The 24725-nt window shown below is 54.3% G+C and carries 17 protein-coding genes; 9 read left to right on the plus strand and 8 right to left on the minus strand.

What is annotated here, in order from left to right; genetic code table 11:
* Nucleotides 1–281 precede the first annotated feature (281 nt).
* Both HBA55_RS23720 and HBA55_RS23725 read left to right on the plus strand, forming a co-directional pair.
* Entirely contained in the window at nt 282–1424 is a 1143-nt protein-coding gene (locus HBA55_RS23720; protein WP_338109443.1) for a sensor histidine kinase, read from the plus strand.
* A 120-nt stretch (nt 1425–1544) separates the two neighbouring features.
* Nucleotides 1545–2369: a LytR/AlgR family response regulator transcription factor gene (locus tag HBA55_RS23725; protein ID WP_166996466.1), complete on the plus strand. Its 825-nt coding sequence runs from the start codon at nt 1545–1547 to the stop codon at nt 2367–2369.
* Nucleotides 2370–2390: 21 nt separating this feature from the next.
* Here the strand turns inward: HBA55_RS23725 and HBA55_RS23730 are convergent, their stop codons facing one another.
* The 5 genes from HBA55_RS23730 to HBA55_RS23750 form a co-directional block, all read right to left on the minus strand.
* Nucleotides 2391–3887: a tryptophan halogenase family protein gene (locus HBA55_RS23730; RefSeq protein ID WP_166996468.1), complete on the minus strand. Its 1497-nt coding sequence runs from the start codon at nt 3885–3887 to the stop codon at nt 2391–2393.
* A gap of 14 nt (nt 3888–3901) precedes the next feature.
* Nucleotides 3902–4897, minus strand: a complete 996-nt coding sequence (locus HBA55_RS23735; RefSeq protein WP_166996470.1) for a cupin-like domain-containing protein — start codon at nt 4895–4897, stop codon at nt 3902–3904.
* Nucleotides 4898–4909: 12 nt separating this feature from the next.
* Complete coding sequence (locus tag HBA55_RS23740) at nt 4910–5632, minus strand: SapC family protein (RefSeq protein ID WP_166996472.1); 723 nt, start codon at nt 5630–5632, stop codon at nt 4910–4912.
* The gene (locus HBA55_RS23745) at nt 5629–7185 is read right to left on the minus strand and encodes a tryptophan 7-halogenase (RefSeq protein ID WP_166996474.1); all 1557 of its coding nucleotides are present in this window, start codon (nt 7183–7185) and stop codon (nt 5629–5631) included. Before HBA55_RS23745 ends, HBA55_RS23740 begins: the two co-directional genes overlap by 4 nt.
* 138 nt (nt 7186–7323) lie before the next feature.
* Nucleotides 7324–10314, minus strand: a complete 2991-nt coding sequence (locus HBA55_RS23750; protein ID WP_240946239.1) for a TonB-dependent receptor — start codon at nt 10312–10314, stop codon at nt 7324–7326.
* 380 nt (nt 10315–10694) lie between these two features.
* Here HBA55_RS23750 and HBA55_RS23755 point away from each other — a divergent pair, with 380 nt between their 5' ends.
* Together HBA55_RS23755 and HBA55_RS23760 are read left to right on the plus strand one after the other, a co-directional pair.
* Nucleotides 10695–11594, plus strand: coding sequence for a TSUP family transporter (locus tag HBA55_RS23755; protein ID WP_166996476.1), 900 nt, complete (start codon nt 10695–10697; stop codon nt 11592–11594).
* A 57-nt stretch (nt 11595–11651) separates the two neighbouring features.
* On the plus strand, nt 11652–12539 hold the full coding sequence (locus HBA55_RS23760) for a type 2 periplasmic-binding domain-containing protein (RefSeq protein WP_166996478.1): 888 nt from the start codon (nt 11652–11654) through the stop codon (nt 12537–12539).
* On the opposite strand, the gene HBA55_RS23765 is transcribed toward HBA55_RS23760, so the two are convergent.
* Together HBA55_RS23765 and HBA55_RS23770 are read right to left on the minus strand one after the other, a co-directional pair.
* On the minus strand, nt 12511–13803 hold the full coding sequence (locus HBA55_RS23765; RefSeq protein WP_166996480.1) for a sugar MFS transporter: 1293 nt from the start codon (nt 13801–13803) through the stop codon (nt 12511–12513). The genes HBA55_RS23760 and HBA55_RS23765 overlap by 29 nt on opposite strands.
* Before the next feature lie 112 nt (nt 13804–13915).
* Nucleotides 13916–15610, minus strand: coding sequence for a class I adenylate-forming enzyme family protein (locus HBA55_RS23770; protein WP_166996482.1), 1695 nt, complete (start codon nt 15608–15610; stop codon nt 13916–13918).
* A 104-nt stretch (nt 15611–15714) separates the two neighbouring features.
* On the opposite strand from HBA55_RS23770, the gene HBA55_RS23775 reads away from it, so the two are divergent.
* Nucleotides 15715–16608, plus strand: a complete 894-nt coding sequence (locus tag HBA55_RS23775; RefSeq protein ID WP_166996484.1) for a LysR family transcriptional regulator — start codon at nt 15715–15717, stop codon at nt 16606–16608.
* A gap of 4 nt (nt 16609–16612) precedes the next feature.
* Here HBA55_RS23775 and HBA55_RS23780 read toward each other — a convergent pair whose 3' ends face one another.
* The gene (locus HBA55_RS23780; protein ID WP_166996486.1) at nt 16613–17290 is read right to left on the minus strand and encodes a TetR/AcrR family transcriptional regulator; all 678 of its coding nucleotides are present in this window, start codon (nt 17288–17290) and stop codon (nt 16613–16615) included.
* Nucleotides 17291–17427: 137 nt separating this feature from the next.
* Between HBA55_RS23780 and HBA55_RS23785 the strand changes: the two genes are divergently transcribed.
* The 4 genes from HBA55_RS23785 to HBA55_RS23800 all read left to right on the plus strand — a co-directional run bounded on the left by HBA55_RS23785 (nt 17428) and on the right by HBA55_RS23800 (nt 24629).
* Nucleotides 17428–18993 carry an FAD-dependent oxidoreductase gene (locus HBA55_RS23785; protein WP_166996488.1) on the plus strand — a complete coding sequence of 522 codons (1566 nt, stop codon included), beginning with the start codon at nt 17428–17430 and terminating at the stop codon, nt 18991–18993.
* Nucleotides 18962–19189 carry an SDR family oxidoreductase gene (locus tag HBA55_RS38225; RefSeq protein ID WP_420821511.1) on the plus strand — a complete coding sequence of 76 codons (228 nt, stop codon included), beginning with the start codon at nt 18962–18964 and terminating at the stop codon, nt 19187–19189. The genes HBA55_RS23785 and HBA55_RS38225 overlap by 32 nt, the downstream gene beginning before the upstream one ends.
* A gap of 267 nt (nt 19190–19456) precedes the next feature.
* On the plus strand, nt 19457–19741 hold the full coding sequence (locus tag HBA55_RS23795) for a hypothetical protein (protein ID WP_166996493.1): 285 nt from the start codon (nt 19457–19459) through the stop codon (nt 19739–19741).
* Between the two features lie 25 nt (nt 19742–19766).
* A complete protein-coding gene (locus HBA55_RS23800) occupies nt 19767–24629 on the plus strand; it encodes an NAD-glutamate dehydrogenase (protein ID WP_166996495.1) in 4863 nt (1620 codons plus the stop codon).
* The last annotated feature ends 96 nt before the right edge of the window (nt 24630–24725 follow it).

Genomic DNA, 24725 nt, shown 5'->3' on the forward strand with positions numbered 1-24725 from the left:
GTCCTGCTTGAGAGCCAAGCTTTATCTCGATATCAAACAACATGTGGTTATTCGCAAATCGCATAAGAGCGATACGTTGGGCTTAGTTTTTTTAAGCGGAATCCATCAGTTGCAAAAGAAATTAACATGGCGTTATTTCACCGACGATGTGTTTGCGACGGGAAGGGTGCAGGGTGCGTTAACTCGGCAGCCCAAGCCTGTCCACCCACTAGGTATGGCGGCGGGCTTGCAGTATTATGGTTGCCAACAGTGTGAACTTAACCGTGCGGGAAGACCAGACCGTGTCATTTGCAAAGAATCTGTTTTCCAACCGTCATTACCAGTTCTGCGTGTTCCAGCTGATATTCTGGCTGGGGCTTATGGTCGTTACCTTTTTCTCCCTGACGCTCTGGTATAACACCGCAGAGCCAGCTCACATCGTTCACACCACTTTGCAGGCGGTGCTGGGCGCGGCGGTGTCTTTTCCACTAAGAAATTTTTATACCTGGCTGTGGGATAAACCACCGTTGTCCCGCATAACATTGACACTGTTAATGGTGAGCGTGAGTTCAGCGGTTTGGACTGCGCTGCGAATGGTCACGTTTATCTGGATCGTGCAGGAAGAAAAAAACCTCTGGCAGGATTTTGGCGGTTGGTACTTCGGTGGTTTCTTTATCTTTTTCTGTTGGACTGCGCTTTATTATGGGGTCAAGTACTATCATTTGATGCAGCTTGAACATCGCAAGGTGGTAGAAACCGAGGCACAGGTTCATCGCGAACACAATAAACGCCTGGAAGCCGAAGCTGTGGCCCGAGAGGCGCAGCTGAAGATGCTGCGCTACCAGCTCAATCCCCACTTTCTGTTTAATACGCTCAACGCCATTTACGCGTTGATCCGGATGAAGGACAACAAAACCGCTCAGACCATGGTGCAACAGTTGAGCCGCTTTCTGCGCTATTCACTTGACAACGATCCCAGCCACCGGGTCAGTCTGGAGCAGGAGCTGGAGGCCTTGATGCTGTATCTGGAAATCGAGCAAACGCGCTTTGGTGATCGGCTGAAGCTGGATATTCAGGTTTCAGATGATGCCAAAACGGCGTGTATCCCCAGCCTTCTGTTACAGCCACTAGCCGAAAATGCCATCAAATACGCCATTTCGCAGAGTGAACATGGCGGCACAATTGGCGTTAAGGCTGATGTCAGCGACGAGGTGCTGCACATTGAGGTCTGGGACGATGGTCCGGGCCTCAATGTGGACCAAGAGCAGCTGCTGCAGGGGCGTGGGGTCGGTTTGCGCAATACCCTGGATCGCCTCGCGACCTTATATGGCGATCAGCAGCAGGTTGATCTGCGGGAGACCGACTCCGGTGGCTTGACCATAATGATGCGTTTTCCTTTCGAGCCCGAATCTGAGACTGAAGAGCTGGATTCCCAGATCGCCTGACCCACTTTTATCCTTTCCCCGCTTGAGTATAATGTGGCCATGGCTATGGACCGATAGTGGTGCGAGCCTATAATCATAATAAACGTTGTAAATCGAGAGATAACACCAAGCGGGTGAACCATGACGAGCTTAAGAACGCTTGTAGTTGATGACGAGCCTTTGGCGAGGAACCTGCTCAAGGCCTGCCTCGAAGACATTCCGGAAATCGAAGTCATCGGTGAGTGCCAAAATGGCCGCGAGGCGGTACAGGCAGTGCTGGAGCTGAATCCTGACCTGATGTTTTTGGACATCCAGATGCCCGGTATGAACGGCTTTGATGTGGTCAAGGCCCTGCAGGCGGATGCCATGCCGATGGTGGTGTTCTCCACCGCTTATCAGCAGTATGCCCTGGATGCGTTTGATGTTCATGCGGTGGATTATTTGTTAAAACCGCTGGAAGAAGACCGCTTGCAAAGGGCCGTGGAAAGGGCGCTCGACCGCTTCCAGAAAGCGGATTCTGAGATTGAGAATAAAACTCCCCTAATCGGCGCCATTGATCGTATTGCCAAAAAAATTCACCGACAGGGCATAACCGGCCAGGACGCTCCCCCGGCACCGGAAAAACCGGCAGGCCCCAAGAAAATTGCCATTAAGGATTCTGAAACGGTCACCATGGTACCGGAGACCGAGATTGATTGGGTGGACGCCGCCGGTGACTATATGTGCATCCACGTGAAAGGCACAACGCATATTATGCGCTGCACTATGAAGGAGCTGTTGGGCAAATTGGACGAAGCGGTGTTTAAACGTGTGCATCGTTCCACCATTGTCAATCTGGAGCGCATCGAGCAGGTAAAGCCACACACAAAGGGTGAGTATTTCCTGTTTCTGGACTGTGGCGAACGGTTGAAAGTCAGCCGAAATTACCGCGAGTCCATTAAGGAGTTTTTGTCCGGGGCAGCGTAAAAGCTACCCCTACTTGAAAAGCTAGGTCGCTGAGTAGGCACAGTAGCTTTTCAGGAACTGTTCGTGGGTCGGCAGTTGCTCCACCACATTGTTCACGGATGAACGAATTCCTTCAAAAAAGGCTCGTTGCTCCTGTTCGCTCATCATATCGACAATCGGGTGGTATTGCTCGGGTGTAATGCCCTGGCCCATCATTACCTGCACCCAGGAGTTCTCCAGGAACAGGTCAACATCTTCGCGGAAAACACGGCCGCATTCCCGAAACAGATCAATCTTGCGAGCCAGACTGTCCGGTACATCCATATTCTTGCAATAACGCCAGAACTCGCTGTCGGTGCGATTGGTGACCTTGTAGTGGAGAATAATAAAGTCTCGGATATAGCTGGTCTCTGACTCAGACTGGCGATTGAATTCGTTCACGTCCGGCTGTTTGATGCCGTCGGTGGGAAACAGTTGCATCAAACGAATAATGGCCCTTTGAATCAGGTGAATACTGGTACTTTCCAAAGGCTCGATAAAGCCGCTGGAAAGCCCGATGGCCACGCAGTTTTTCAACCAGGTTTTACGGCGGCGTCCGGCACGAAAAGGGATAACCCGTGGTTCGTTAATCAATTCACCGTCAACGCTGTCCAGCAGCGTTTGGCGTGCCTGTTCATCCGACATGGTTTTACTGCAGTATACCAGGCCGTTACCGACGCGGGTCTGTAAGGGTATGCGCCAGCGCCAGCCGCTGTCGTGGGCGATAGAGCGGGTGTAGGGGGTTAACTCCCCCTTAAGTTCGGTTTGTGCGGCAACGGCTCTGTCGCAGGGCAGCCAGTGGGACCAGTCCTCATAACCGGCGTGTAGCGTCTGCTCGATCAGCAAACCGCGAAATCCGGTGCAGTCAACAAACAGGTCGCCCTCTATGCGGGTGCCATCTTTTAGTTGCAGCGCATTGATGTCGCCGCTATGTAGATCCTGTTCAACCTTGTCTATCATCCCTTCCTGGCGCACGACGCCATGCTTTTCCGCGTGCTTGCGAAGAAAACCGGCATAGAGGGATGCGTCCAGATGGTAGGCGTAATTGAGCAGGTTGTTCTGCACTCTGGCAAAGCGGTTCTGTCTCGCCGCCTGAATTTCGAGGCAGTAATTTTCGAACGCTTCGGTGTAGCTCTCGTCTCTGGCTTTGAGCCAGAAATTATGGAAAGTCGCCGCCCAGCAATCTTTACCGGTGGTACCAAAGGAGTGGAAGTACTGGTGTTCGCGTTCGCGCCAGTTCTCGAAATTGATGCCCAGTTTAAAGGTGGCCTGGGTGGCTCTCATAAATTCCTGTTCATCAATTTTGAGCAGGCGATGGAACGTCAGCAGTGGTGGTATAGTGGCTTCTCCCACGCCTACCACGGGGATATCATCAGACTCAATCAGTGTGATGTTGAGGTTTTTTCCGATCAGTGAGGACAGTGCGGCTGCTGTCATCCAGCCTGCCGTGCCGCCTCCGGCGATGATAACGTTTCTGATTGTGTTGTTGTCTGCTGCCATCTCGCTTCTCTTTGTTAGCGGTTCAGGCGCGAAAGTACTTTCGCACGAACCTTTCTGGCAATGGTCTCGTCGATTGGGCCCAGGCTGCCACGGGCCGAGGTGGGTATATGGTCGAACGCCTTTTTATCGTCGTTAAACACATAGTAATCCAACATTTGCTTCCAAACCGCTTTTTCGTGTTCAGGCAGATCACGAATGGACAGCAGCGCCAGGTCCAGTACATCCTGAGGGCTGCTCAGGTAGTTCGGGGTTTGTCGCCACCAGTAGTTGATCAGTACATTCAGATCGTCCAGACCTTCAACGTGGTGCCACCACATACTGGGTAAAAACAGAGCGTCGCCGGGTTCCAGTTCCGCGATGCGTGCTTGCTCACGGGCCAATGCATAGCGGGGGAATTTTTCAAGGTCGGGTTGGCGAATATCCACCAGACTGATGGCTTGCCCCGCCGGCGTGAAGTCCAGGGGGCCAACGTAGAGGTTTTCCAGCTGATCGGGAGGGAACAGGGTAAAGCGCCTGCGCCCGACGACGTTGCAGGCGATATTGTCCGGCAGATCAAAATGTGCCGGAATACAGCTGCGATTACCGAGCCAGATGTATTGGTTGGCATTGACGCTGAGGTTCAGGTCGTTAGCCTCCCGAAAGCCGGGCATGATCGAGTGGGTCAGGGTGGTGCCGACATAATACAGCAGTGGCTTTTCAACATCCGCCTGACCCAAAATCAAGGCCAGTGCGTCCGGCAGTGTCTTGTGTGCGGACAGGCAGTTGAGCGCCGAGAGGTCCTCGTTATACGCCACCCGGCCACCGGTCTCGGGCTCCCCCCGTACAACGGTTACCGGGCGCCCTCCGTAAAGGCTGGCAAAGTATTCAGCGGCCGAGGCGTTGGATTCCCGGGCCCGCCGGACGATCGGCCAATGAGCCACCAGTCCCCTCAGAATAATGGGTTCTTCGGATAACAGAATGTCATCGTTGAGTTCTGTTTCTGGTGCACAATCAATGGCTTTAATATTCACAGTTCGGTCAGTTTACGACAGTAGTGCATTTTTGCGGTCAAACAAATCCGCCAAGTGTGACAGTGATGCCAGCTGCATGTGTATGTCAAACAGAAATCCGCTGTTATGCAGATGACTGATGTCTTCGGCAGGCAGGTTAGCCAGGCGTTCTTCATTGATGGTATAGAAACCTTCGAGTCTGCAGGTCTGGCGATTGATCAATTGCGTCTCAGCACTGAAGGGTTCAAGCAGTTCGTACTTTTCCAGCAGATCGGTAAAGGGTTTAACCTCGGCGATGCCTTCATGGATGGCTTGCAGCACTTCGCGAACCCGGTCCAGGTAGTCGCTGTTACCGCCAAATTCTTTAAACAGGCTGACCCCCGACGCCACACCCAGTTTGGGGCTGTCCATATCCACGTGAATGACCCACTGTTGTTCGTCGTCAGCGGGGTTGTTCTGACCGGGGCCAATCAGAAAGGGTTTGGCCTCAGCGCACAGTGGCAGATATCGGGCGTCCCACTCGCCGTCTCGCAGGAACAGGTTTTCATTTTCCTGCAGCCCCAACAGCACCAGCGGGGTGTATTCTTCCGATTGCGCATTCTTACCGAAGACAATCGGGTAGTGGGCCTGCACAGAGCGGAACTCCTTGGGGAAGGTTGGCACGCACATATAGGCATCGCCAAGCTCGGCAGAGCGGCTGGTGTTGATCTTCAAGTCTTTGTGGTCGACGTTGTTTAGAACAGCTAGCTTTGTCATATGCCCTCCCCAGAGCGTTGAGTGATGGCGTTGAGCAGTGAACGGTTTGTCGGCAGGCCACGCAGGCCTTTTTTCAACGAGTCCGACACGCTCTGGAATACCTGAGCGGCTATCTCATCGTTGTCCCGGCGAGAGCGGGTCACCCGATCGGCCGGTTTGTAGCCCATGCCATAGAGAATATATTGATAGCTGGGCGGACCAAACAATTCCAGAATCTGGTGAAAGTCCGCTGTACTGGGAATTTGATGCTTCCAGAGTTCCAGCATTTCTGTGAGATGTTGCGGTAGGGTGTCGGGGCGTCGGTTGTCTCGCCAATAGTCCGAGTCGTCCCGCTCACTCAGCCAATAATGTAACTTCAAGAATTCCACAATGCTGTCCCAGCGCTCGACAAAGCGTTGGTTGTAGCGCTGGGCGACAATGGCCATGGCCGCCTTGGTGGCCGGCAGTTCATTGCTGATGGTCTTTGCGCAGATCTCTACCATGGCAATGGCCGAGGCTTCCAGGGGTTCCACAAACCCCGAAGACATGCCAACGGCCACGCAGTTTTTTACCCAAGGAGTCGAGCGATAGCCGGGACGGAAGGACAGTTCTCGCGGCGTCAATGTCTCGATGTTGACCCTGGAGGTGCTGGCAATATGAGCTTGCAGCGCTTCCCAGACCTGATCGCGCTCAATGTGAGCGCTGGAGTAAACATAGCCCATGCCGCGGCGGGTCTGCAGGCCGATATCCCAGATCCAGCCGCTGCTTTGAGCGGTACTGATGGTGGCCGAGGCGATATTCTGGTCCGGGGTGTCATAGGGCACCTGTACGGCAAGAGCTTTGTTGTTGAACAGCACGTCGGTGCAGTCCACAAACGGGGCCTTGAAGTGTTGATTGATCAACAACCCGCGGCCGCCGGTACAATCCACGAAAAGGTCGCCGGTAATCTCTCCGCTGGCCCGGCAGCTCAGTGACCTGATATGACCGTCTTCGGCGGCATTGACACCGGTAATATGATCTTCAATGTAGTTAACCCCAAGTTTCTCGATACAGTAACGGCGCAGAAAGGCGCCGAACTTATCGGCATTGAGGTGATAGCCGTAATTAGAGAAGGCAGCGTACTCGGGGGTTTGAACCTGCTTGGGGGCCAGGCCTTCTTCACAAAGCTGGGGTTGTGCGCTGACCGCGTAGGCAAAAGGAGCCTCGGGTTGATGTTTGAGCCAGGCGCGATTTACGTCGATGTCCAGGGCACCTTCCGGTGGCATGAACGGGTGGTAATAAAAATCATTATCAGCACCGGTTCGCCAGGCGACAAACTTAGAGCCCTGTTTAAAGGAAACTTCGCACTCACGGATAAAGTCGGACTCGGAAACGCCGATTTCACGTAGCGTGACCCTCAATGTGGGCCAGGAACCTTCACCGACCCCGATAGGGCCGACATCGGGAGATTCGATCAGGGTGACGGTCAGACCGCCAGGCTGATTGGCGCAGTGGTCATGGGCCAGGCGGGCGGCGGTAATCCAGCCCGCAGTGCCTCCGCCAACAATAACCACGCTATTGATTTGGGACTCCACGGTGACTCCTGATCTGTAGGGTGTCGGATGAGGAACCCTGCCGGGGTTCCTATCCTGGAATTCGAGGAACGGGACCGCAGCTTCATGAGGAGCCGCCGTGCTCGACGGATCCTCTGAGGCTAAGATCCCTGCTCAGTATCAGAAAGTATAGCGGATACCGAGATTGTAGCGGGGTCCCTGCTCAGTGGCACTTTGCAACGCACCGCTGTAGCGGGAGAAGGAGCGGGTGGATTCGTCGGTGATGTTCAGGCCTTCCATGAACACGTTCAACTCATCGTTGATCTGATAGCTCATGTTCAGGTCCCATTGACTGTATTCTTCCACAAACTCGGGGTTGCCGTGGTTGCGGTCGATATTGGTCAGGAACTCATCGCGCCAGTTGTAGGCCAGACGTACCGCGAAGCTGTCGTTTTCATAGAAGGCCACGACGTTCATGGTGTCACTCAGACCCACCAGTGCGAACTGGTCTTCGAACTCGGTGTCGTCGTACTCGGCGTCGCTGTCCACCCAGGTATAGTTGAACTGGGCACCAAAGCCGTTATCAAAGGTGTGCTGAATGGCGAATTCGATACCTTTGATTTCCGCTTCACTTTCGTTGAACGGAATGGTGACATTGAAGTCGTACAACGGATCATCGTCGGTGGAGTGGATACGGTTGCCAGTGACAGTGTCCGGGAAGTTGACCTTGATGTAGTCACGGATCTCAGAGGTGGTGGCACCGGAGCCCAGGGCCGCAACGGCTGCCTGGAAGCGAGGGCCCTGAGAAGGGTTACGCAGGCCAAACAGGTTCTCGGTGGAGGTGGTGATACCGGCAAAGTTGGTTACATCTTTGCGGAAGAAGCCCACAGCCACATAGCTGGAGTCTCCGTAGTACCATTCCGCAGACAAGTCGTAGTTCTTGGACTCGTGAGGCAACAGCGTTGGGTCACCGCGCTGGGCGTCACCTTCGATGTTACGCAGAGTACCAATGGCTACGCCACCGGAAATGTCGTTGTAGTTGGGACGAGAGATCGTTTTGCTCGCAGAAGCGCGCAGAACCACATTGTTTTCCAGTTCCAGGCTGACATCGATGCTGGGCAGGAAGTAGTCGTACTCGGCATCGAAGGCAGTGGCACTGCTGGCGCCGGTGTCTACCAGGCTGAATTCGTTGTCAGCCACCCAGTCAATACCGGAGTAGGCAGGTACAACCGCGCTGGATTCGACGTCAGTTTCTTCGTAACGCAAACCCACGGCGGTACGCAGGATACCGATATCCAGCTCATGCTCGAAGTTCACCTGGAAGTAGGCAGAGGTACTGATTTCCTCGGTGCGCTGGTCGGTGGTCCAGTTGTTATTCACGCAGAAGCGGTCGGCGCAAGGCCATACAGACGGGTTTACTTCGTTAGCGCTATTGGCAGGTGCCTGGCTGGCAACCACGTCAGTGGCGTTATCAATAAAGCTGAAGCCGTAGTAGAGGTTGAACTGATCAAAGCTGCCGGCATCGTTGGCCAGTTGGCCGCTGCCATTGGCTTCATCAAAGTCGCTTTGCAGATTCAGGGCTTCAAACACTTCATCGCGCAACTCGGAAGGATCACCGTCGGCAGAGCTCCAGTTATCACGCTGGGCCACCATCAAACCACGGTGAATGGAGTTTTCAGTACGGGCCAGACCGAAGTCGATGCTGGTGATGCCGGCCTGATCCACGTCAAAGGTACCTTTGATCTGCATCTGCTCAATGTCATTGGTAAAGACACTGTTACGCAGCGAGCTACCGGTGGGCTGCAGGTCGCTGGCAGATACATCACCGGCACTCAGGAAGCCACCGTTGGGGCTGCGAACGCCGAGGACGGCAAAGTCTTCGCTGAAGTCAACCACGGCACCGGCGCGAACAAATGCGGAGGTTTGAATCACAGAACTGTTACCAAAGGGACTGTCGGCTTTGGATTCCGCCTTGGAATCATGGTAGTCAAATTCCAGAGTCAGACGATCAGTAACATCCCACTGGACATTCAGCCCCACAGAGTTGTTTTCGTTAACCTGGGCAAAATCGCCAACGCCAAAGACCAGATCGTCACCACCAAAGTGGTTAAATACGACCGGGAAGAAGACATTGCCACCGGCGTTATTGGTACCGCCCTGGGCCCACTCGGAATTCACTTCGTCGAGCCCTTCACCTTCCCAGAACCAGATGTTGAGGGTGTTGTTGGTGGAGGCGATTTCCTGCTCGGAGAAGGTGTAGTCCAGAGTTGCGGTGATGGCATCAGAAGGTGCCCACTGCAGCGTCAGCTGGCCGTTGGTACGGTCGCGTTCAAACTCGGTGAAGTTGTACTCGATGTTCTGAGGACGAATAATGTGGTCGTCTCCGGTCAGCTCACCGGAGGTCATGTTGACACCGGCAAACCAGCCATCCACCTGTTGAGTGGACTGGGTGTGCCAGCCGTTGGGTACAGAAACCTGGCGGTAGCCACCTTTACGTTCCTGCTTGCTCAGAGACAGCGCCACGCCAATGGTGTCATCGGCGTAGGTGTTGCTGAACAGACCGGAGATTTCAGGAGTGACCTCGGGGTCCAGCTGAGATTCGTCATACACCGCCTTACCGCCGATAGTGAACTTCATACCGGGCGAATCCAGCGGGCGAGTGGTGCGTACGTTTACCGTGGCACCGACACCACCGGTGGGGATGTCTGCACGAGAGGTTTTATAAACGTCCACCCCTGCGATACTTTCAGAGGCAATGTTACTGAAGTCAAAGGAACGAGAGGCGTTAACGGCGTCGGCTTCCAGGCCGGAGGTAGGCATCTGGCGGCCGTTCAACGTCACCAGGTTAAAGTTGGGGCCCAGACCACGAACAGTGATCTCCTGGCCTTCGCCGTTGTTGCGGTCAATGGACACACCGGTAATACGTTGCAGCGACTCCGCCAGGTTGGTGTCCGGGAATTTACCCATGTCTTCAGCGGTAATGGAGTCAACCACGCCGCTGGCATCGCGTTTGCGATCCATGGACTGTTTGAGGCTGTTAATAATGCCTGTAACTTCAATCTCTTCAATGAGTTCTTCTTCGGCCATCACAAGGCCGTTGGCACCCAGCATGGTGCATGAAGCAATGGCACTGGCCAGAATGTTACGCTTCAGGAGCTTTCTGTTCATCATACTTCTCTTCTCCCCATCTTATTATCCATAGAATCTCTCTTTCATTGATTCGGCTCGATAGTTGGGCTTCGGGAGCAGGCCTCTTTGGTGGTGTTCCCTTTGCCGCAGGGAAAACATATAAAATGGGTTCGACGAATAATACGGCTATGGGTTAAGGCGGACTTTGGATGAGATAAGTCGCCCTGCAGTTAGAATTTTAGTCTCCGGCACCCTGTCGAATTGTTGTATTCTTGCATCAAACACACCTCCACTTATGACAAATCGCTATACCCGTCCATCTTAGCGTATTGGCGAGCCGACCCGGCGCAATAGGGTATGAGCCCTTACCCTGTTGGGATATCTTGTGACTCAACAAGAAGGTTCCCGAAGGGTATTTCACCGTGATTACCATAGCCAAAGACCTGTATGACACCCCGCACCGGTTGCTGTTACTGGGGGTATTATCGGTTCTGTTGATCTGGGCCCTGCAAGCTCCGTCGCTGGCATTTGTTGAAGAGCATATTGCTTATACGCTGCTGGGGGTAATCGGGGCCATTTTTGCCAATGCCACGGGGGCCGGTGGGGGTGTAGTGTTTATACCTGCCTTTGAGCAGCTTAATTTCAGCAGCGCCCAGGCGGTGGCGACCAGCTTTGGTATTCAGTGCATGGGAATGACCACCGGGGCTATTGTCTGGACCCGTTTTTACCAGGCCAAGAGCCGGGGTTCGGAGGCCCGCCATTGGCGGCCATTCTGGCAAGTGATCGGGTTGGTGGCACCGGCATCAGTTGCCGGCCTGTGGCTGATCTATGGGTTCAATTGGGCCGCCCCCGGTTCTCTAAACGCTCTTTTTGGCTGGTTTTCCATCCTCTTGGGAAGCGCGATACTTTTGCTCAGCCTCTGCCTGAAGCTCGATAGCGAGGCGCCGCTTTCCGAGCTGTCGGGCATCGACAAGGCGGCTCTTGTTGGTATTGGCTTTATCGGCGGGGCGATCACCGCCTGGCTCTCGGTCGGGGTGGGAGAAATTCTGGCGATTTACCTGATGCTGCGGCGGTTTGATGCCATTATGGCGGTCGCGGCAGCGGTGGTTGTTTCCGCGCTGACGGTACTTTGTGGGGTGTTGGAGCACCTGGTATTCAATCCTGAGCTGTATCTGCCGGTGGTCATGTTTGCCGGCCCCGGCGCCGTATTGGGGGCTGTGTTGGCCCGTCAGTTGGCCAGCCGCCTGCCGGTACAAAAACTGAAATTGATGTTCTCCCTCTGGGTCCTGCTAATGGGCATAGGGTCCGTACTCAACCTCTGATCGTATAACTACCACCAACTGCTAGACTGACGATTATGAAGTGGCGTTGGAGGGGCCATGCCGTCAATACACTGCCGTCTGCTCATGTTTGCATGGACAATATGCCTGTTGGCTTCAGCCGGTACCCAGGCAAGGGATGTTGTGTACCCCGACACTCACGAATTCGATCATCGCAATCAATACCCACTAAAACTGCTGCAACGCGCACTTAGCCTTCAGGATAAACCTTTTCGGCTGGTGCCTGGTCCCAAAGGCATGCTGGGAAAACGCTCCCTGCACAGTATCGCCCAGGGCAGGGGGCTGGATGTGGCCTGGAACATGACCACTCCGGAACGGGAGCAGGTGCTCAGGGCGATTCGTATTCCCATTCATAAGGGCTTGATCGGCTGGCGTCTGGCCCTGATTCACAGTGAGAGAAAAGACCGCTTTATCGAGGCGGTACAACGCCAACAATTAAAGCAACACCCTTTGGTGCAGGTTCACGACTGGCCGGATAACCTGATCCTGCGTGATAATCAGTTCCGGGTAGAGAGCACAAACTCCTATCGTGGGGCCTTCCATATGCTGGTTTCCGGGCGCGTGGACTACTTTCCCCGTTCGGTGGTGGAGATTTGGGAGGAGCTGGATGCCCACTTCGAGCAGGGGGTGGAGGTGGATCGCCTGGTGCTGATTCGGTATCCGGCCGCGTTTTACTATTTCGTCAATAACAAGGATGAGGAGCTTGCGACCGGCATCCGGTTGGGATTGGAACAAATGATTGCCAATGGCGAGTTCGATCAGTTTTTTTGGCAGTTTCATCGTTCGAGGCTGGAGCGGGCCAAGCTGCAGGGACGCAGAGTGATCAACTTGACGAACCCGCTGTTGCCCGAGGCCACACCCCTTGCACGCAAGGAGCTGTGGCTCTCATTGGAGGAGGCTATCGGTTTGTCGGGCGTGACCCCCTGAGCCCGTAGTAAACGATGTAAACGTAACAAATCACCGGCAGGAAGAATGCCGCCTGCACACCCATATTGTCAGCAAACGCCCCTTGCATCACCGGAATAATCGCGCCACCGACAATGGCGGTGCAAAGAATGCCGGAACCCTGGCTGGTGTGGCGGCCCAGGCCCTGAACGGCGAGACTGAAGATGGTGGGAAACATAATGGAGTTAAACAAACCCACCGCCAGAATCGCCCACATGGCCACTGAGCCGGAGGTGGACATGGCGACCGTCACCAACAAGCCTGCCATGACCGCACTGGCGGCCAACACGGCACCGGCGGGAAGGCGGGTCATCAGGGCGGCACCGATAAAGCGGCCCACCATGGCCCCCCCCCAGTAGTAGGCAATGTAAGGGGCGGCGTCCGCTTCCTGTAGACCGACGATGTGGGGTTCCCCCAGGAAGTTCACCAGAAAACTGCCGATGGAGACCTCGGCGCCGACGTAAACGAAAATACCCACGGCACCCAGTACTAAATGGCGGTACTGCCAGGCGGATTCGGCATCCTGGTTTTGCTCTTTTTCGCTCTTGGATTCCCCATCAATGATGACGGGCAACTTCAGCAGGCTGAACACGGTAGCCAGAATAAAAAAGGCACTGGCGAGCAGCATGTAAGGAAGCTGCACCGCTTCGGCTTCGTGGCTGCGGAAGGCGGCCAGTTCTGTATCGCTCATCTCAGATACAGCGACCGTTGCCGTCGACAGAATCAGCAGAGCTCCGAAGAAGGGCGCCAGGGTGGTACCCAGTGAGTTGAAGGCCTGGTTAAGAGTCAGACGGCTGGAGGCAGTCTCTACCGGACCCAGACGGGTGACGTAGGGATTGGCAGAAACCTGCAACAGCGTCAGCCCGCAGGCGAGGATAAACAGGGCACCAAGAAACAGCGGATAAGAAGCAAAAGCAGCGGCTGGGTAAAACAGCAGGCAGCCCGCGGCGGCGATCACCAGGCTGATCACAATGCCGCGCTGGTAACCGATTTTTTTTACCAGGGCTCCGGCGGGGACGGAGGTGAGTCCATAGGCGCCGAAGAAACAGAACTGGATCAGCATGGCCTGGGTGTAGTTGAGAGAGAAGACGTTTTTCAGGTGTGGAATAAGAATGTCATTCAGGCAGGTGATGAATCCCATAATAAAAAACAGGGATGTCAGGGTAACCAGCGCAAAGCGGTAGTTGGCGTTTTCCGGGGTGTCAGCGGCTGGGCTGTAGGAGGAGCTTTGGGCAATTCCTGCCATATTGGACCTCTGTGATTTTTATCATTGCCGTTGGGCGGCGGGTGGCTTATTCCTGCCATTACATGGGGAGATCCAATCATGAGCAATGGATTTGCGGTAAATGGGATTGGTTTTACGATGGGGGGGAATAACGTTTCTTTAATTCAGGTTTAATGACTTTGTTGGTCGCGTTGCGTGGCAAGCTGTCATCCTGAAAATACACGTGAGTGGGCACCTTAAATGCCGCCAGACGTTCGCCGACAAAATTCTGAATATCCTGCGCGGTTAATCCATGCCGATCCTGGCAGCGAACCACCATGATCAACTTCTCACCCCACTCAGCATCTGGCTGGCCGAAGGCAGCGCACTCCAGTACCGATTCCATTTGATCGACCACATGCTCCACCTCGGAGCAACCAATATTCTCGCCGCCTCGAATAACAATGTCCTTCTTGCGGTCCACGATGGACAAAATACCGGATTGGTCGAAAACACCGATATCGCCGGTGGCGTACCAGCCGTCCTGCAGGACTGCCTCGGTGGCTTGCGGTTGATTCCAATAGCCATCCATCAACATGGCACCCCGTACCCAGATTTCTCCGCGCTGACCGGCGACCAGTGCATTGCCGGCCTCATCGCGAATCTCGATTTTGGCTGTGGGCAAGGGCAGACCCACGCTATTGGGATATTCCAGGCACAAAGGACCCGCCAGATTACAAATGGTGGAGCTGGCCTCTGTCATACCGTAACCAACCCCGAGCATGCCATTGGGCACGGCTGTTCGAATACGTTTGGTTAATCGCTCTGGTTGGGCCTGGCCGGCGGAAGTCAGGGCGGCCATCCGCGAAAGGTCCACCTCAGAATCCTCCGCAGCGTCCAGAAAACTCTCTACCATTTTGGGGGCACCAGTCAGGGCGCTGATGCCTTCCTGTTGCATCAATTGCAAGGCTTCTCCCGGTTCCCATTTGTACATCATTACGATTTTACGGCCGCCGCGCAGCGCAGGCAGTGCCGTACCGTGCAAGCCGCTGACGTGGAACAGAGGTACGGTGAGCAGCCCGGCGGGCTGTGTTTTGCTTTGTTGTGCCGCCGCGATAAATTGCGGGTATTGCATGGCCACAATAGCGCTGCTCAGTTCGCAGTTCATCAGGCCGGTCAGCAATGCTCGATGTGTGGTAACAACCCCCTTCGGGCGGCCGGTGGTACCCGAGGTGTACATAATCATAGCCACGCTGTCGGGCTCAATATCGATGCGGTCAATTGGGCCCTTGTCTTTGTACGCATCAAACCACTGGCTAAGTTCTATGGCAGAAGAGGATTGCTTTGGTTTATCACGGCAGCAGATTAAAGTGACGTCTTGGCATTGAGGCAGGCTGGATATTTTCCGCAGGCGTTGGGCGTCGACAAAAGCCACGCGACTGCCGGAATCGTCGAGTCCGTATTGGAGTTCCTGTTCAGATCCCCAGCTGTTTAAAGGCACGGCTACGGCACCAATGGCGGTAATGGCGAGAAACGCCGTCAGCCATTCGGGGTAGTTTCGCATGGCGATAGCCACCCGCTCGCCGGGTTGCACTTGCAGCTCCTGGATCAGGGCATGTGCTGTGCTATGGATCTGTTGTTGCAGCTGGATGTAGCTGATTCTGTCATCCTGGTAGACCAACGCCGTGGCGTCATTGTGCTGGCTGAGAGCTTCAACGAAATGACCGAGGTTAGGGGGACAGTGGCGATACACGGGGTAAGGATGCTCCCCGATCCGGGCCTGTGTGATCTCAAAGGGCATGCCCGATTGGGTCAGCGCGGCAATGGTCTGCCTGACGGCGTCCAACATAAAAACCTCATTATTATCCGGTGTTGATCACGTCATAGTAGCCTAGCGACGAGTACTGACCTATGATATTTAAGTGAATACTCTATTTACTATAGTGAATAATTATGCAGCAGATGATTCGCCTCACCGTGTTTGCGGCTGTGGTCGAGGAACTGGGGTTTTCGGCAGCCGCGACGCGTTTGGAACTGTCAAATGCCGCGGTCAGCAAACAGATACATACATTGGAAGAGGAGCTGGGCGTGCGCTTGCTGAATCGCTCAACCCGGCGCCTGGAGCTGACCGCGGCAGGACAGAATCTATACACAGAATGTGCGCCTTTGTTAAAGCACTATTTGCGCGCGCGTGACAGGGCGCATTCGCTAAATGCCGAGCCCCAGGGAACACTGCGAATCAGCGCCCCCCAAGGCTATGGGCAATACCGAATCAGCCCGTTATTGCCCCGGTTTTTGGCGCAGCATCCGCAGTTGTCTGTGCGCTTGCAATTGGAACAGCATCGCCTGCAGGATCTGGACTGGCAGATGGACGTGGCGTTGATGTTCGGCAAGCTGGAGGATTCCAATCTGGTGGCCAAAAAATTGGGTGAGAGCCACAATGTGGTGTGTGCATCGCCTGAGTATCTGGCGCAACGGGGAGCCCCGCAATTTCCCAAGGAGCTGATGGATCATAATTGTCTGCTGATGGAATACCCCAATATCCCCGATACCGCCTTGTGGGAGTTTCGTCGCAGCGGGCGACGCGAACGGATTCGTGTGGGCGGCAACTTTATCACCAACGACAGTACCGCATTACTGACAGTACTGTTGGATGGGGGGGGGATTTCATCGTTACCGTCCTATTTGGTAACCGATGCCTTGAAACGTGGTGAGTTGGTCTCGGTGCTATCTGAATACGCCATCGCCAAGGTGCCACTGTATGCGGTCTACCATCACCGTAAGTTTCGGCCGACCAAATTGACGGCATTTTTGGACTTTTTAGAGCAGGAATTGCCACTGCTCTAGATATTCAGGGAGTCAGACTCTTTGATTTCGTCTCTTCTGACAGGGGTGCCGTCAATGCCGCCACCAAAGTATCGGTAAGGTTACTGATAAACAGATCCTTGCCGCCAAAGGGGTGCTCATTACCATCAAGCACCGCTCGGGCGTAAATGGCGAGCGATTGCATCATCAGGTTACCGTACATCACCTGTCGGGCCTCAAGAACCTGCTCTGGTAACTCCCCCGTAAAACGATTCATGCGTTCAAATGCCCGCTGGCGCGCTTTATCTATAGCATCCGGGTGTCCCTTCAGAATCATGTCCGAACTTTTCAGAAACACCTGCCCGACGATCACCAGGTAATCCACACCCTGAGGGGTCTCCAATTGTTCGACGAAGGGCAGCAGTACGGCCTCGGTGATTAGTCTTGCGGTTTGCTGCTCGACGGGCAGGGCGTCGAATTGGTCCAGGCGGCTATTGATGTCGTTATCAATCGGCCCGTAGTGCTCGTAAATCACTGCATCCAGCAGACCTTGTTTACTGCCAAAGTGGTAGTGCATCGCCGAGGTGTTTTTCTGACCGGCGGCCTTGTTGATTTCATTCAGAGACACGGCGTCGATGCCCTTGCGGGCAAACAGTTCCTGGGCTTTGAGAATCAGGGCGTTGCGGCGGTCTGCCGTATTGTTACTGGGTTTTGGGGTACTCATGGCGGGGTAAGTTACCACAAAGATGAAGTCTTGCAAAAATAAAGATAGTTCTTTAATCTGGTGTCAATAAAGAAGGCTCTTTAAATTGGTTCTGTGGGGCCGATCTTATAACTATCTGATCTATATAGGTTTATTGTATGACTGAGGTAAAAACTGAGATAAAGAAGCCAACCCCCACCCGATCAACGCCAGTCAAAGAAGTCTCTCATTGGGATATCGAGACGGACGTTGTTATTGTCGGCTTTGGCGGCGCCGGCAGTTGCGCTGCGATTGAAGCGGCGAATGCCGGTGCTGAAGTGCACCTGTTTGAGGTGTCTTCTGCAGCTGGGGGTTCCACCGCGCTCTCCGGTGGCGAGGTTTATCTCGGTGGCAGTGGCGGTACCGCCATGCAAAAGAAGTTTGGTTTTGAGGATACTACCGAGAATCTGGTGAATTACCTGATGATGCAGCATGCTCCTCAGGCAGATGAAGAAAAGATTCGCAGGTTTGCAGAGGGCGCTGCAGGCCATTTCGACTGGCTGGTGGAGATGGGTGTTCCTTTTAAAGAATCTTACTACGAGGAACGTGTGGTTGAGCCGACCACAGACGACTGTCTGTTCTGGTGCGGTAACGAGAAAACCTGGCCTGAAATTGAGAAATGCAAGCCGGTGCCTCGCGGACATGTGGTGCAGATGGAAGGCATGGGTGCCGGCGCGCTGTTGATGCAGGTGTTGGAAAAGGCAGCCGTAGCCCGAGGTGTTAACGTACATTTCGACAGCCGGGCACTGAGCCTGATTGTGGATGAGCATGAGCAAGTTGTGGGGTTGATGGTTCGCAAAGACGGTAAAGTCCTGGCTTGTAAAGCCCGGGGCGGGGTCGTTCTGTGTGCCGGTGGTTTTGTGATGAACGAAAAGATGGTCAAGCAGTACGCGCCCCGCCTCAATGCCGCCAACAACCCGATTGGTAATCCCGGGGACACCGGCACGGGTATTCAGATGGGAATGTCGGTGGGCGGCGCAGCCATCAATATGCACGAAGGTTTCAGCAGCGTGCCTTATTATCCACCTGCCAGCCTGACTTACAGCATTATCGTCAACGGCAAAGGGCAGCGTTTTGTTAATGAGGATGCCTATCATGGTCGTATTGGCACTCGCCTGCTGGAGCAATACCGGGAGCAAAACAACGAACGCATTTATATGATTGCGGATGTGGATGCCTATGGTAATTATGAAGAGGGCAGCTGGTTAAATGCGGATGTTGTTGCGACCGGTGAGACTATTGAAGAGTTGGAACAGGAGTTGGGATTGCCCGCAGACAGTCTGTCGCACACCATGAATTTTTATAATCAACACGCCGAAGCCGGTGAAGATCCTTTGTTTCATAAGCAGTCACAGTGGTTGCGACCTCTGCAGGCGCCCTATGTGGCTTTGGATATGACGCCAGGGCGCGGTGTTTATATTCCGTTTTTTACCCTGGGAGGACTGGATACTCTGCCCAGCGGTGAGGTTAAGAAGTTGGATGGTTCCATTGTGCCGGGATTATATGCAGCGGGTCGAACCGCCTGCGGCATACCGCGGCGTGGTGACGGTTACAATTCCGGGATCAGTATTGCTGACGCGACTTTTTCCGGTCGTCAGGCGGGTGTGGCTGCAAGTCAGCGGGCGCGGTCTGTTGCGTACGCCGCCCAAGGATGTGTTGTCGGTTGCTCCCAAGGCGGCGATTGAGGCGGGGATTTATTTGCGGCTTGAGCAGGAGGGGGTATTTGATGATCGATGGAAGGAGGCGGTTAAGACTGGATTGTGTTTGAAGCGGTTCGGGCAGGCTCGGGATATCGGTGAGGCGGCGGCTTTTTTGGCGTCGAACCGGGCGAATTATGTGACTGGGCAGATATTAAGTGTGGATGGGGGGTATAGCGTCTAGTAGAGCCTGTAAATCTAATTGGAGCCTGTAAATAAAACTGTGTAAGAGCCTGTAAATAAAAGCTTGTAAATAATTCTGTGTCACTGCCTTGAGTCTGTAAATTCTGCGCTCAGCAGAAACATCTGGAAACGCCCATTTTTCCCCAAATTGTTCTGCTGATTTACCCGAATTCGGTCAAATGACTCTCCGGGTCTCTGGTAAGCTAGTTCGAAAAATAACGAAAGCAAGGGTATCGTTTTTGCCCTCCCACAGACAGGCCAATCCACCATGTACCACACCGGATACTTCTCGCTGATCTTCGAAGACGGCATGAGGATCTATTATAAGACAACCTTTAGCGCCGAACGTTGGTCCGCGCGATCCGTGTTACGGCGAAAGGCGTTTACGTTTATGCATGATCTCAATGCGGTAGGACTCAGTGTTGAGTCTTTGATGGACTGCCTTCTCTGCGCAGAGACCCTAACTCCCAACGCGGGATTGAATGATGTCGATGTCTACCAAGGTGATATCGAACCGATTCGTTCCGTACAAGATCTCGACGTTTTCACTTAGTTTTGGCGCAAATACCGACCTGACCATGACAACTGACGTAGTAACTAACGCCCCTGAAGCGACCTGTTCCAAACATCAATTCACCGACCACCAATCCCCAATGTCTGCCGCCCCCGAGGCTCTGCGACTCAAACTTGCAGGCCTTTCAGGCATAGGGGACGACCTTATCTCGAACGACGCCAAGGGTAGAGCCCTATGCTGCTGGCATTTTTTAAACAATCGTTCGATCGAAAATAAGATACGCGTATTTAACCCGGACTTGGAGAAGGACGGCTGGCTTTGTGAGCATACCGTTATCTTGATCCTGTCGGAGGACAGAGAGTTTCTCGTCGATTCGCTGCGCATTGAACTCACTCGTCGCGGGTTACAGATTCACGAAGTTGACAGCGTCATCGTTGATGTGTTGAGAGACAGAGAGGGGGTTTTACAACGAGTCTCACTGAAGGATGCCCACCTTGATGAGGGCGCGGCAGAGGCTCGAACGGAAGCCCTGGTTTACTTGGAAGTCAGTCGTCATACGGACGAATCGGACATGCTTGAGTTAACGTCGGCGTTTCGATCGGTGTTGCGGGACGTCGGAACGGTGGTAACCGATCATCAAAGCCTACGCGCCAAGGTCGTCGCCGCCGGTGAGGAGCTGACGCGGGTTGAGGACAAGGCACTTAAGGTCAATGTTGAGGAAGCCAGGTCCTTTCTGAAGTGGTTGGCAAACGGACACTTCGTACTGCTGGGATATTGCGAGTACGAGTTTCAGGAGCTGGAAGGCAAGCGCTTGTTGTGTGAACGAACGGATCAACGGCTGGGATTGTTTCGCTTAAGAGAAGGCCATGACACAACGGCGTTTGAGGACGATCTTAATCCGGGCATGACCCGCTTTCACCTAACGCCGCAACTGTTGTCTTTCTCCAAGTCGTCGGTGCGCTCGCGGGTACATCGCCATGCCTATTCCGATTACGTCGTGGTTAAGAAGTTCGATGCCCAGGGCCGTGTTTGTGGCGAGGGGCGATTTCTGGGGTTATACACCGCAGCGGTATACACCCTCTCACCCACTTTGATTCCGGTGGTACGGCAGAAGGTTGCCAATGTGTTGGCGCGTGCGGATCTGGATCCCGGCTCCCATGACGGCAAGGCACTGCGTCAAATTGTGGAGACGTTTCCCCGCGATGAGTTGTTCCAGAGCAACGAGTCTGAGTTGTTGGAAACCATCCGGGGCGTCGCACACATCAAGGAGCGTCAGCAGGTGCGCCTGTTTGTGCGCAGGGACCCCTACGGCAAATTCGTCAATGCCATCGTCTATGTGCCCAGGGATCAGTTCAATACGCAGATCCGCGAGCGGATTCAGCATCTGATCGGCGCTGCCATCAACGCTCAGGAGCATGAATTCACCACGTACTTCTCGGAGTCGGTGTTAGCCCGGTGTCATATCGTGTTCAAAGTGGACCCCGAGCAGACACCGAGTATCGAGGTCAAGCGCCTGGAACGGCGTATTGTGGACATTGCCCGCTCCTGGCAGGACAGGCTCTATGACTCGTTGTGCGAAACCCACGGGGAGGAACTCGGCACACAACTTTTCAAACGCTACGCGGGCGGTTTTACTTCCGGTTACCAGGAGTATTTTGAAGCCCGGGCGGCGGTTCAGGATCTGAGCGCCATCGATGGCTTGAATAAGGAGCAGCCCCTGGCCATGAGTTTCTACCAACCCATGGGAGCGGCGACAAACGCCATGCGCTTTAAGGTGTTTCACCTGGGGTCAACCCTGGAATTGTCGGACGTGATTCCAGTGCTGGAGAATCTCGGGCTACGGGTGCTGGGCGAGCATCCCTTCCAAATCAAGTCCAGTGACGGCAGGCGGGTATGGATGCACGACTTTGACCTGCGCTTTGGGTTGCAAACCGACATCGACGTACAATCCGCCCGGCAGAACTTCCAGGACGCGTTTGCCGCGATATGGAACCGGGAGGCTCACAACGATGCCTTTAACCGATTGGTTCTCGGTGCTCGTCTGAGCTGGCGGGAGGTGACGGTGCTGCGGGCCTACGCCTGTTATATGAAGCAGACGATGTTTAACTTCAGCCAAACCTACATCGCCAACACGCTTGCCAACCATCTGGACATTACCCGTAACCTGGTCGCGCTGTTCAAATTCACCTTTGACCCCCGAGTCAATGGCGGTGCGCAACGAGACCTTGAAAGGATCGATCGCTTGAGACAAAAGATCCTCGACAGTCTGGATCGAGTCGATAATCTCAACGAAGACCAAATTATCCGACGGTATCTGGAGTTTATTCAGGGGACGCTGCGCACCAATTTCTTCCAGAATGGTCCTGAGGGCACACCCAAGAATTACATTTCCCTCAAATTTGCCCCTCAGACCATAGAGGATATTCCCGAACCGCGTCCGTTGTACGAAATTTTTGTCTATTCTCCTCGGGTTGAGGGCGTTCACCTGCGCGGTGGCTCCGTGGCTCGTGGTGGATTACGCTGGTCGGATCGTTTGCAGGATTACCGTACCGAAGTGCTGGGTCTGGTCAAAGCCCAGCAGGTCAAAAATGCGGTGATTGTTCCCAGTGGGGCCAAAGGCGGTTTCGTTGCCAAGCGACTTCCTACCGAGGGTGGGCGCCAGGCTCAACTGGAGGAAGGCATCGCCTGTTATCAAACCTTTATTCGGGGTTTGCTGGATGTCACAGACAATTTCGCGGAGGGTAACATTGTTGCTCCTCCGCAAGTTATCCGTCGTGACGGTGATGACCCCTATCTCGTTGTCGCGGCGGACAAGGGAACAGCCACTTGCTCTGACATTGCCAATCAGATTTCCGCGGACTATGACCATTGGCTGGGAGACGCCTTCGCCTCCGGAGGCAGTGTGGGTTATGACCACAAAGGTATGGGGATTACGGCACGGGGCGCCTGGGTGTCCGTACAGCGCCACTTTAAGGAAAAGGGCCTGGACGTTCAAAGCGATGCGTTTACCGTCATTGGCATCGGCGACATGGGCGGGGACGTTTTCGGTAACGGTATGTTGATGTCGCCATGCATTTGCCTGACCGCCGCCTTTAATCATCTGCACATTTTCGTCGATCCAGACCCCGATCCCGCCAGCAGTTTCACCGAGCGTCAGCGCTTGTTCAATGATCCAGGCACGACCTGGCAGGACTACGATAAAGAGCTGATTTCAAAGGGCGGGGGGGTGTTCTCCCGGTCGGCAAAGTCCATCGTGACAACTCCGGAGATGAAGCGACGATTCCGAATCTCAACGGACAGAATGACCCCAACGGAGTTAATCAACGCGCTGCTGAAGGCGCCAGTCGATCTGATTTGGAACGGCGGTATTGGTACTTATGTCAAAGCCGTTGATGAAAACCATAGCGATGTCGGTGACAAAGCCAACGACGCGCTAAGGGTCAATGGCAGCGAACTGCGTTGCCGGGTGTTCGGCGAAGGCGGCAATCTGGGTATGACTCAGCTGGGTCGGATCGAATTCTGTCTTGAGGGTGGAGCCTGTAACACAGATTTTATCGATAATGCAGCCGGTGTCGATTGCTCAGACCACGAAGTTAACATCAAGATCCTACTCGATGGGATTGTTGGCAACGGGGATCTGACTGACAAACAACGCAATCGGCTGCTGGAATCGATGACCGACAGCGTGGCTGTTAAAGTGCTGAACAATAACTACAAGCAAACCCAGGCCATATCACTGGCCGAGTACCAAGTGTCGATTCGGGTGGGGGAATACCGCCGCTTTATCAACCACATGGAGGAGATTGGGCACCTCGATCGTGGGTTGGAGTTTATCCCTGAGGATGAGGAAATTCTCGAACGCCAGCAAAAGGGCAAGTCTTTAACCCGGCCGGAGTTGTCGGTTCTGATTTCCTACGCCAAGGTGCAGTTAAAAGAAGTACTGGCCAATGAGCAACTCACCGACGATGCCTACATTGCGCAATCGGTGGAGTCTGCCTTCCCGCAGGCGTTGAAAAGCCAATACCGGGAGCAGATCTATCAGCACCGTCTGCGCAAGGAAATTGTGGCCACTCAGGTGGCCAACGACATGGTCAACCACATGGGCATTAATTTTTCTCACCGCCTGGCGGAGTTTACCGGGGCTAACCCGGTGGATGTGGCCAAGGCCTATGTGAGTGCGCGGGACATCTACCAAATGCACGGTTACTTCGAGGCGATAGAGGCGCTGGACTTTCAGGTAGACTCAGAGCGGCAATACAGTGCGCTGGCCACCATGATGCGTCGGATGCGTCGAGCGACGCGCTGGTTTCTGCGCAATCGACGGGGGTGTTTGTCACCGGCGTTGGAAGTTGAGGCATTCGCCGCTCCTGTACAGCGGTTGCAGTCCAAACTGCCCGAACTCATCTGCGGCCAACCGCGGCAGGATTGGGAGTCTGGCCGTGACAAGCTGGTGGAGCAGGGGCTGCCTGAGGCTATTGCCGCCAGCGCCGCCATGCCGACAACCTTGTATTCCGAGCTGCACATGGTTGAGGCGGCCAACGCGCTGTCAGTCGATCCTTCGGAGGTGGCCCGAGTCTATTTTGTTCTGGCAGACAGATTGGGATTGCACCGCTTTGTGCATCTGGTGTCGGAAGCCAGACTCAGCAGCTATTGGCAAGCCATGGCGCGGGAGGCGTTTCTGGATGACGTTGAATCTCAGATTCGAACACTGGCGGAGTCCATCGTCAAGCCAACCACCGAGGGCACATCACTCGATGACAGCCTGGAGACTTGGTTACGGGCACACGAGTCTCAGGCCACCCGTTGGCAAACGCTGGTGGGGGAATTGACGCCGACGGACAATATCGACTTTGCGATGGTGACGGTGGTGCTGAATGAATTGAAAGACCTTGCTCAAAACCACGAGGCGTTACGACAACCCGGCTAGCCCTTGGCAGATTTCTGCACGGTGGCGGGGCCCTTGTTAGTGCGCTCTTGCGGGGGAACCGCCACCTTTTTTTGATACACACGGTTACCTGATTTA

It is taken from the genome of Pseudomaricurvus alkylphenolicus, assembly GCF_011683955.1.
GTDB lineage: Bacteria > Pseudomonadota > Gammaproteobacteria > Pseudomonadales > Cellvibrionaceae > Pseudomaricurvus > Pseudomaricurvus alkylphenolicus.

What these genes read in the sequence shown, in the direction of transcription:
- HBA55_RS23730 (WP_166996468.1), bottom strand. Translation starts at nt 3,887, where the DNA reads ATGGCAGCAGACAACAACACAATCAGAAACGTTATCATCGCCGGAGGC.
- HBA55_RS23750 (WP_240946239.1), bottom strand. Translation starts at nt 10,314, where the DNA reads ATGATGAACAGAAAGCTCCTGAAGCGTAACATTCTGGCCAGTGCCATT.
- HBA55_RS23765 (WP_166996480.1), bottom strand. Translation starts at nt 13,803, where the DNA reads ATGGCAGGAATTGCCCAAAGCTCCTCCTACAGCCCAGCCGCTGACACC.
- HBA55_RS23775 (WP_166996484.1), top strand. Translation starts at nt 15,715, where the DNA reads ATGCAGCAGATGATTCGCCTCACCGTGTTTGCGGCTGTGGTCGAGGAA.
- HBA55_RS23800 (WP_166996495.1), top strand. Translation starts at nt 19,767, where the DNA reads ATGACAACTGACGTAGTAACTAACGCCCCTGAAGCGACCTGTTCCAAA.
- HBA55_RS23795 (WP_166996493.1), top strand. Translation starts at nt 19,457, where the DNA reads ATGTACCACACCGGATACTTCTCGCTGATCTTCGAAGACGGCATGAGG.
- HBA55_RS23780 (WP_166996486.1), bottom strand. Translation starts at nt 17,290, where the DNA reads ATGAGTACCCCAAAACCCAGTAACAATACGGCAGACCGCCGCAACGCC.
- HBA55_RS23760 (WP_166996478.1), top strand. Translation starts at nt 11,652, where the DNA reads ATGCCGTCAATACACTGCCGTCTGCTCATGTTTGCATGGACAATATGC.
- HBA55_RS23740 (WP_166996472.1), bottom strand. Translation starts at nt 5,632, where the DNA reads ATGACAAAGCTAGCTGTTCTAAACAACGTCGACCACAAAGACTTGAAG.
- HBA55_RS23725 (WP_166996466.1), top strand. Translation starts at nt 1,545, where the DNA reads ATGACGAGCTTAAGAACGCTTGTAGTTGATGACGAGCCTTTGGCGAGG.
- HBA55_RS23770 (WP_166996482.1), bottom strand. Translation starts at nt 15,610, where the DNA reads ATGTTGGACGCCGTCAGGCAGACCATTGCCGCGCTGACCCAATCGGGC.
- HBA55_RS23785 (WP_166996488.1), top strand. Translation starts at nt 17,428, where the DNA reads ATGACTGAGGTAAAAACTGAGATAAAGAAGCCAACCCCCACCCGATCA.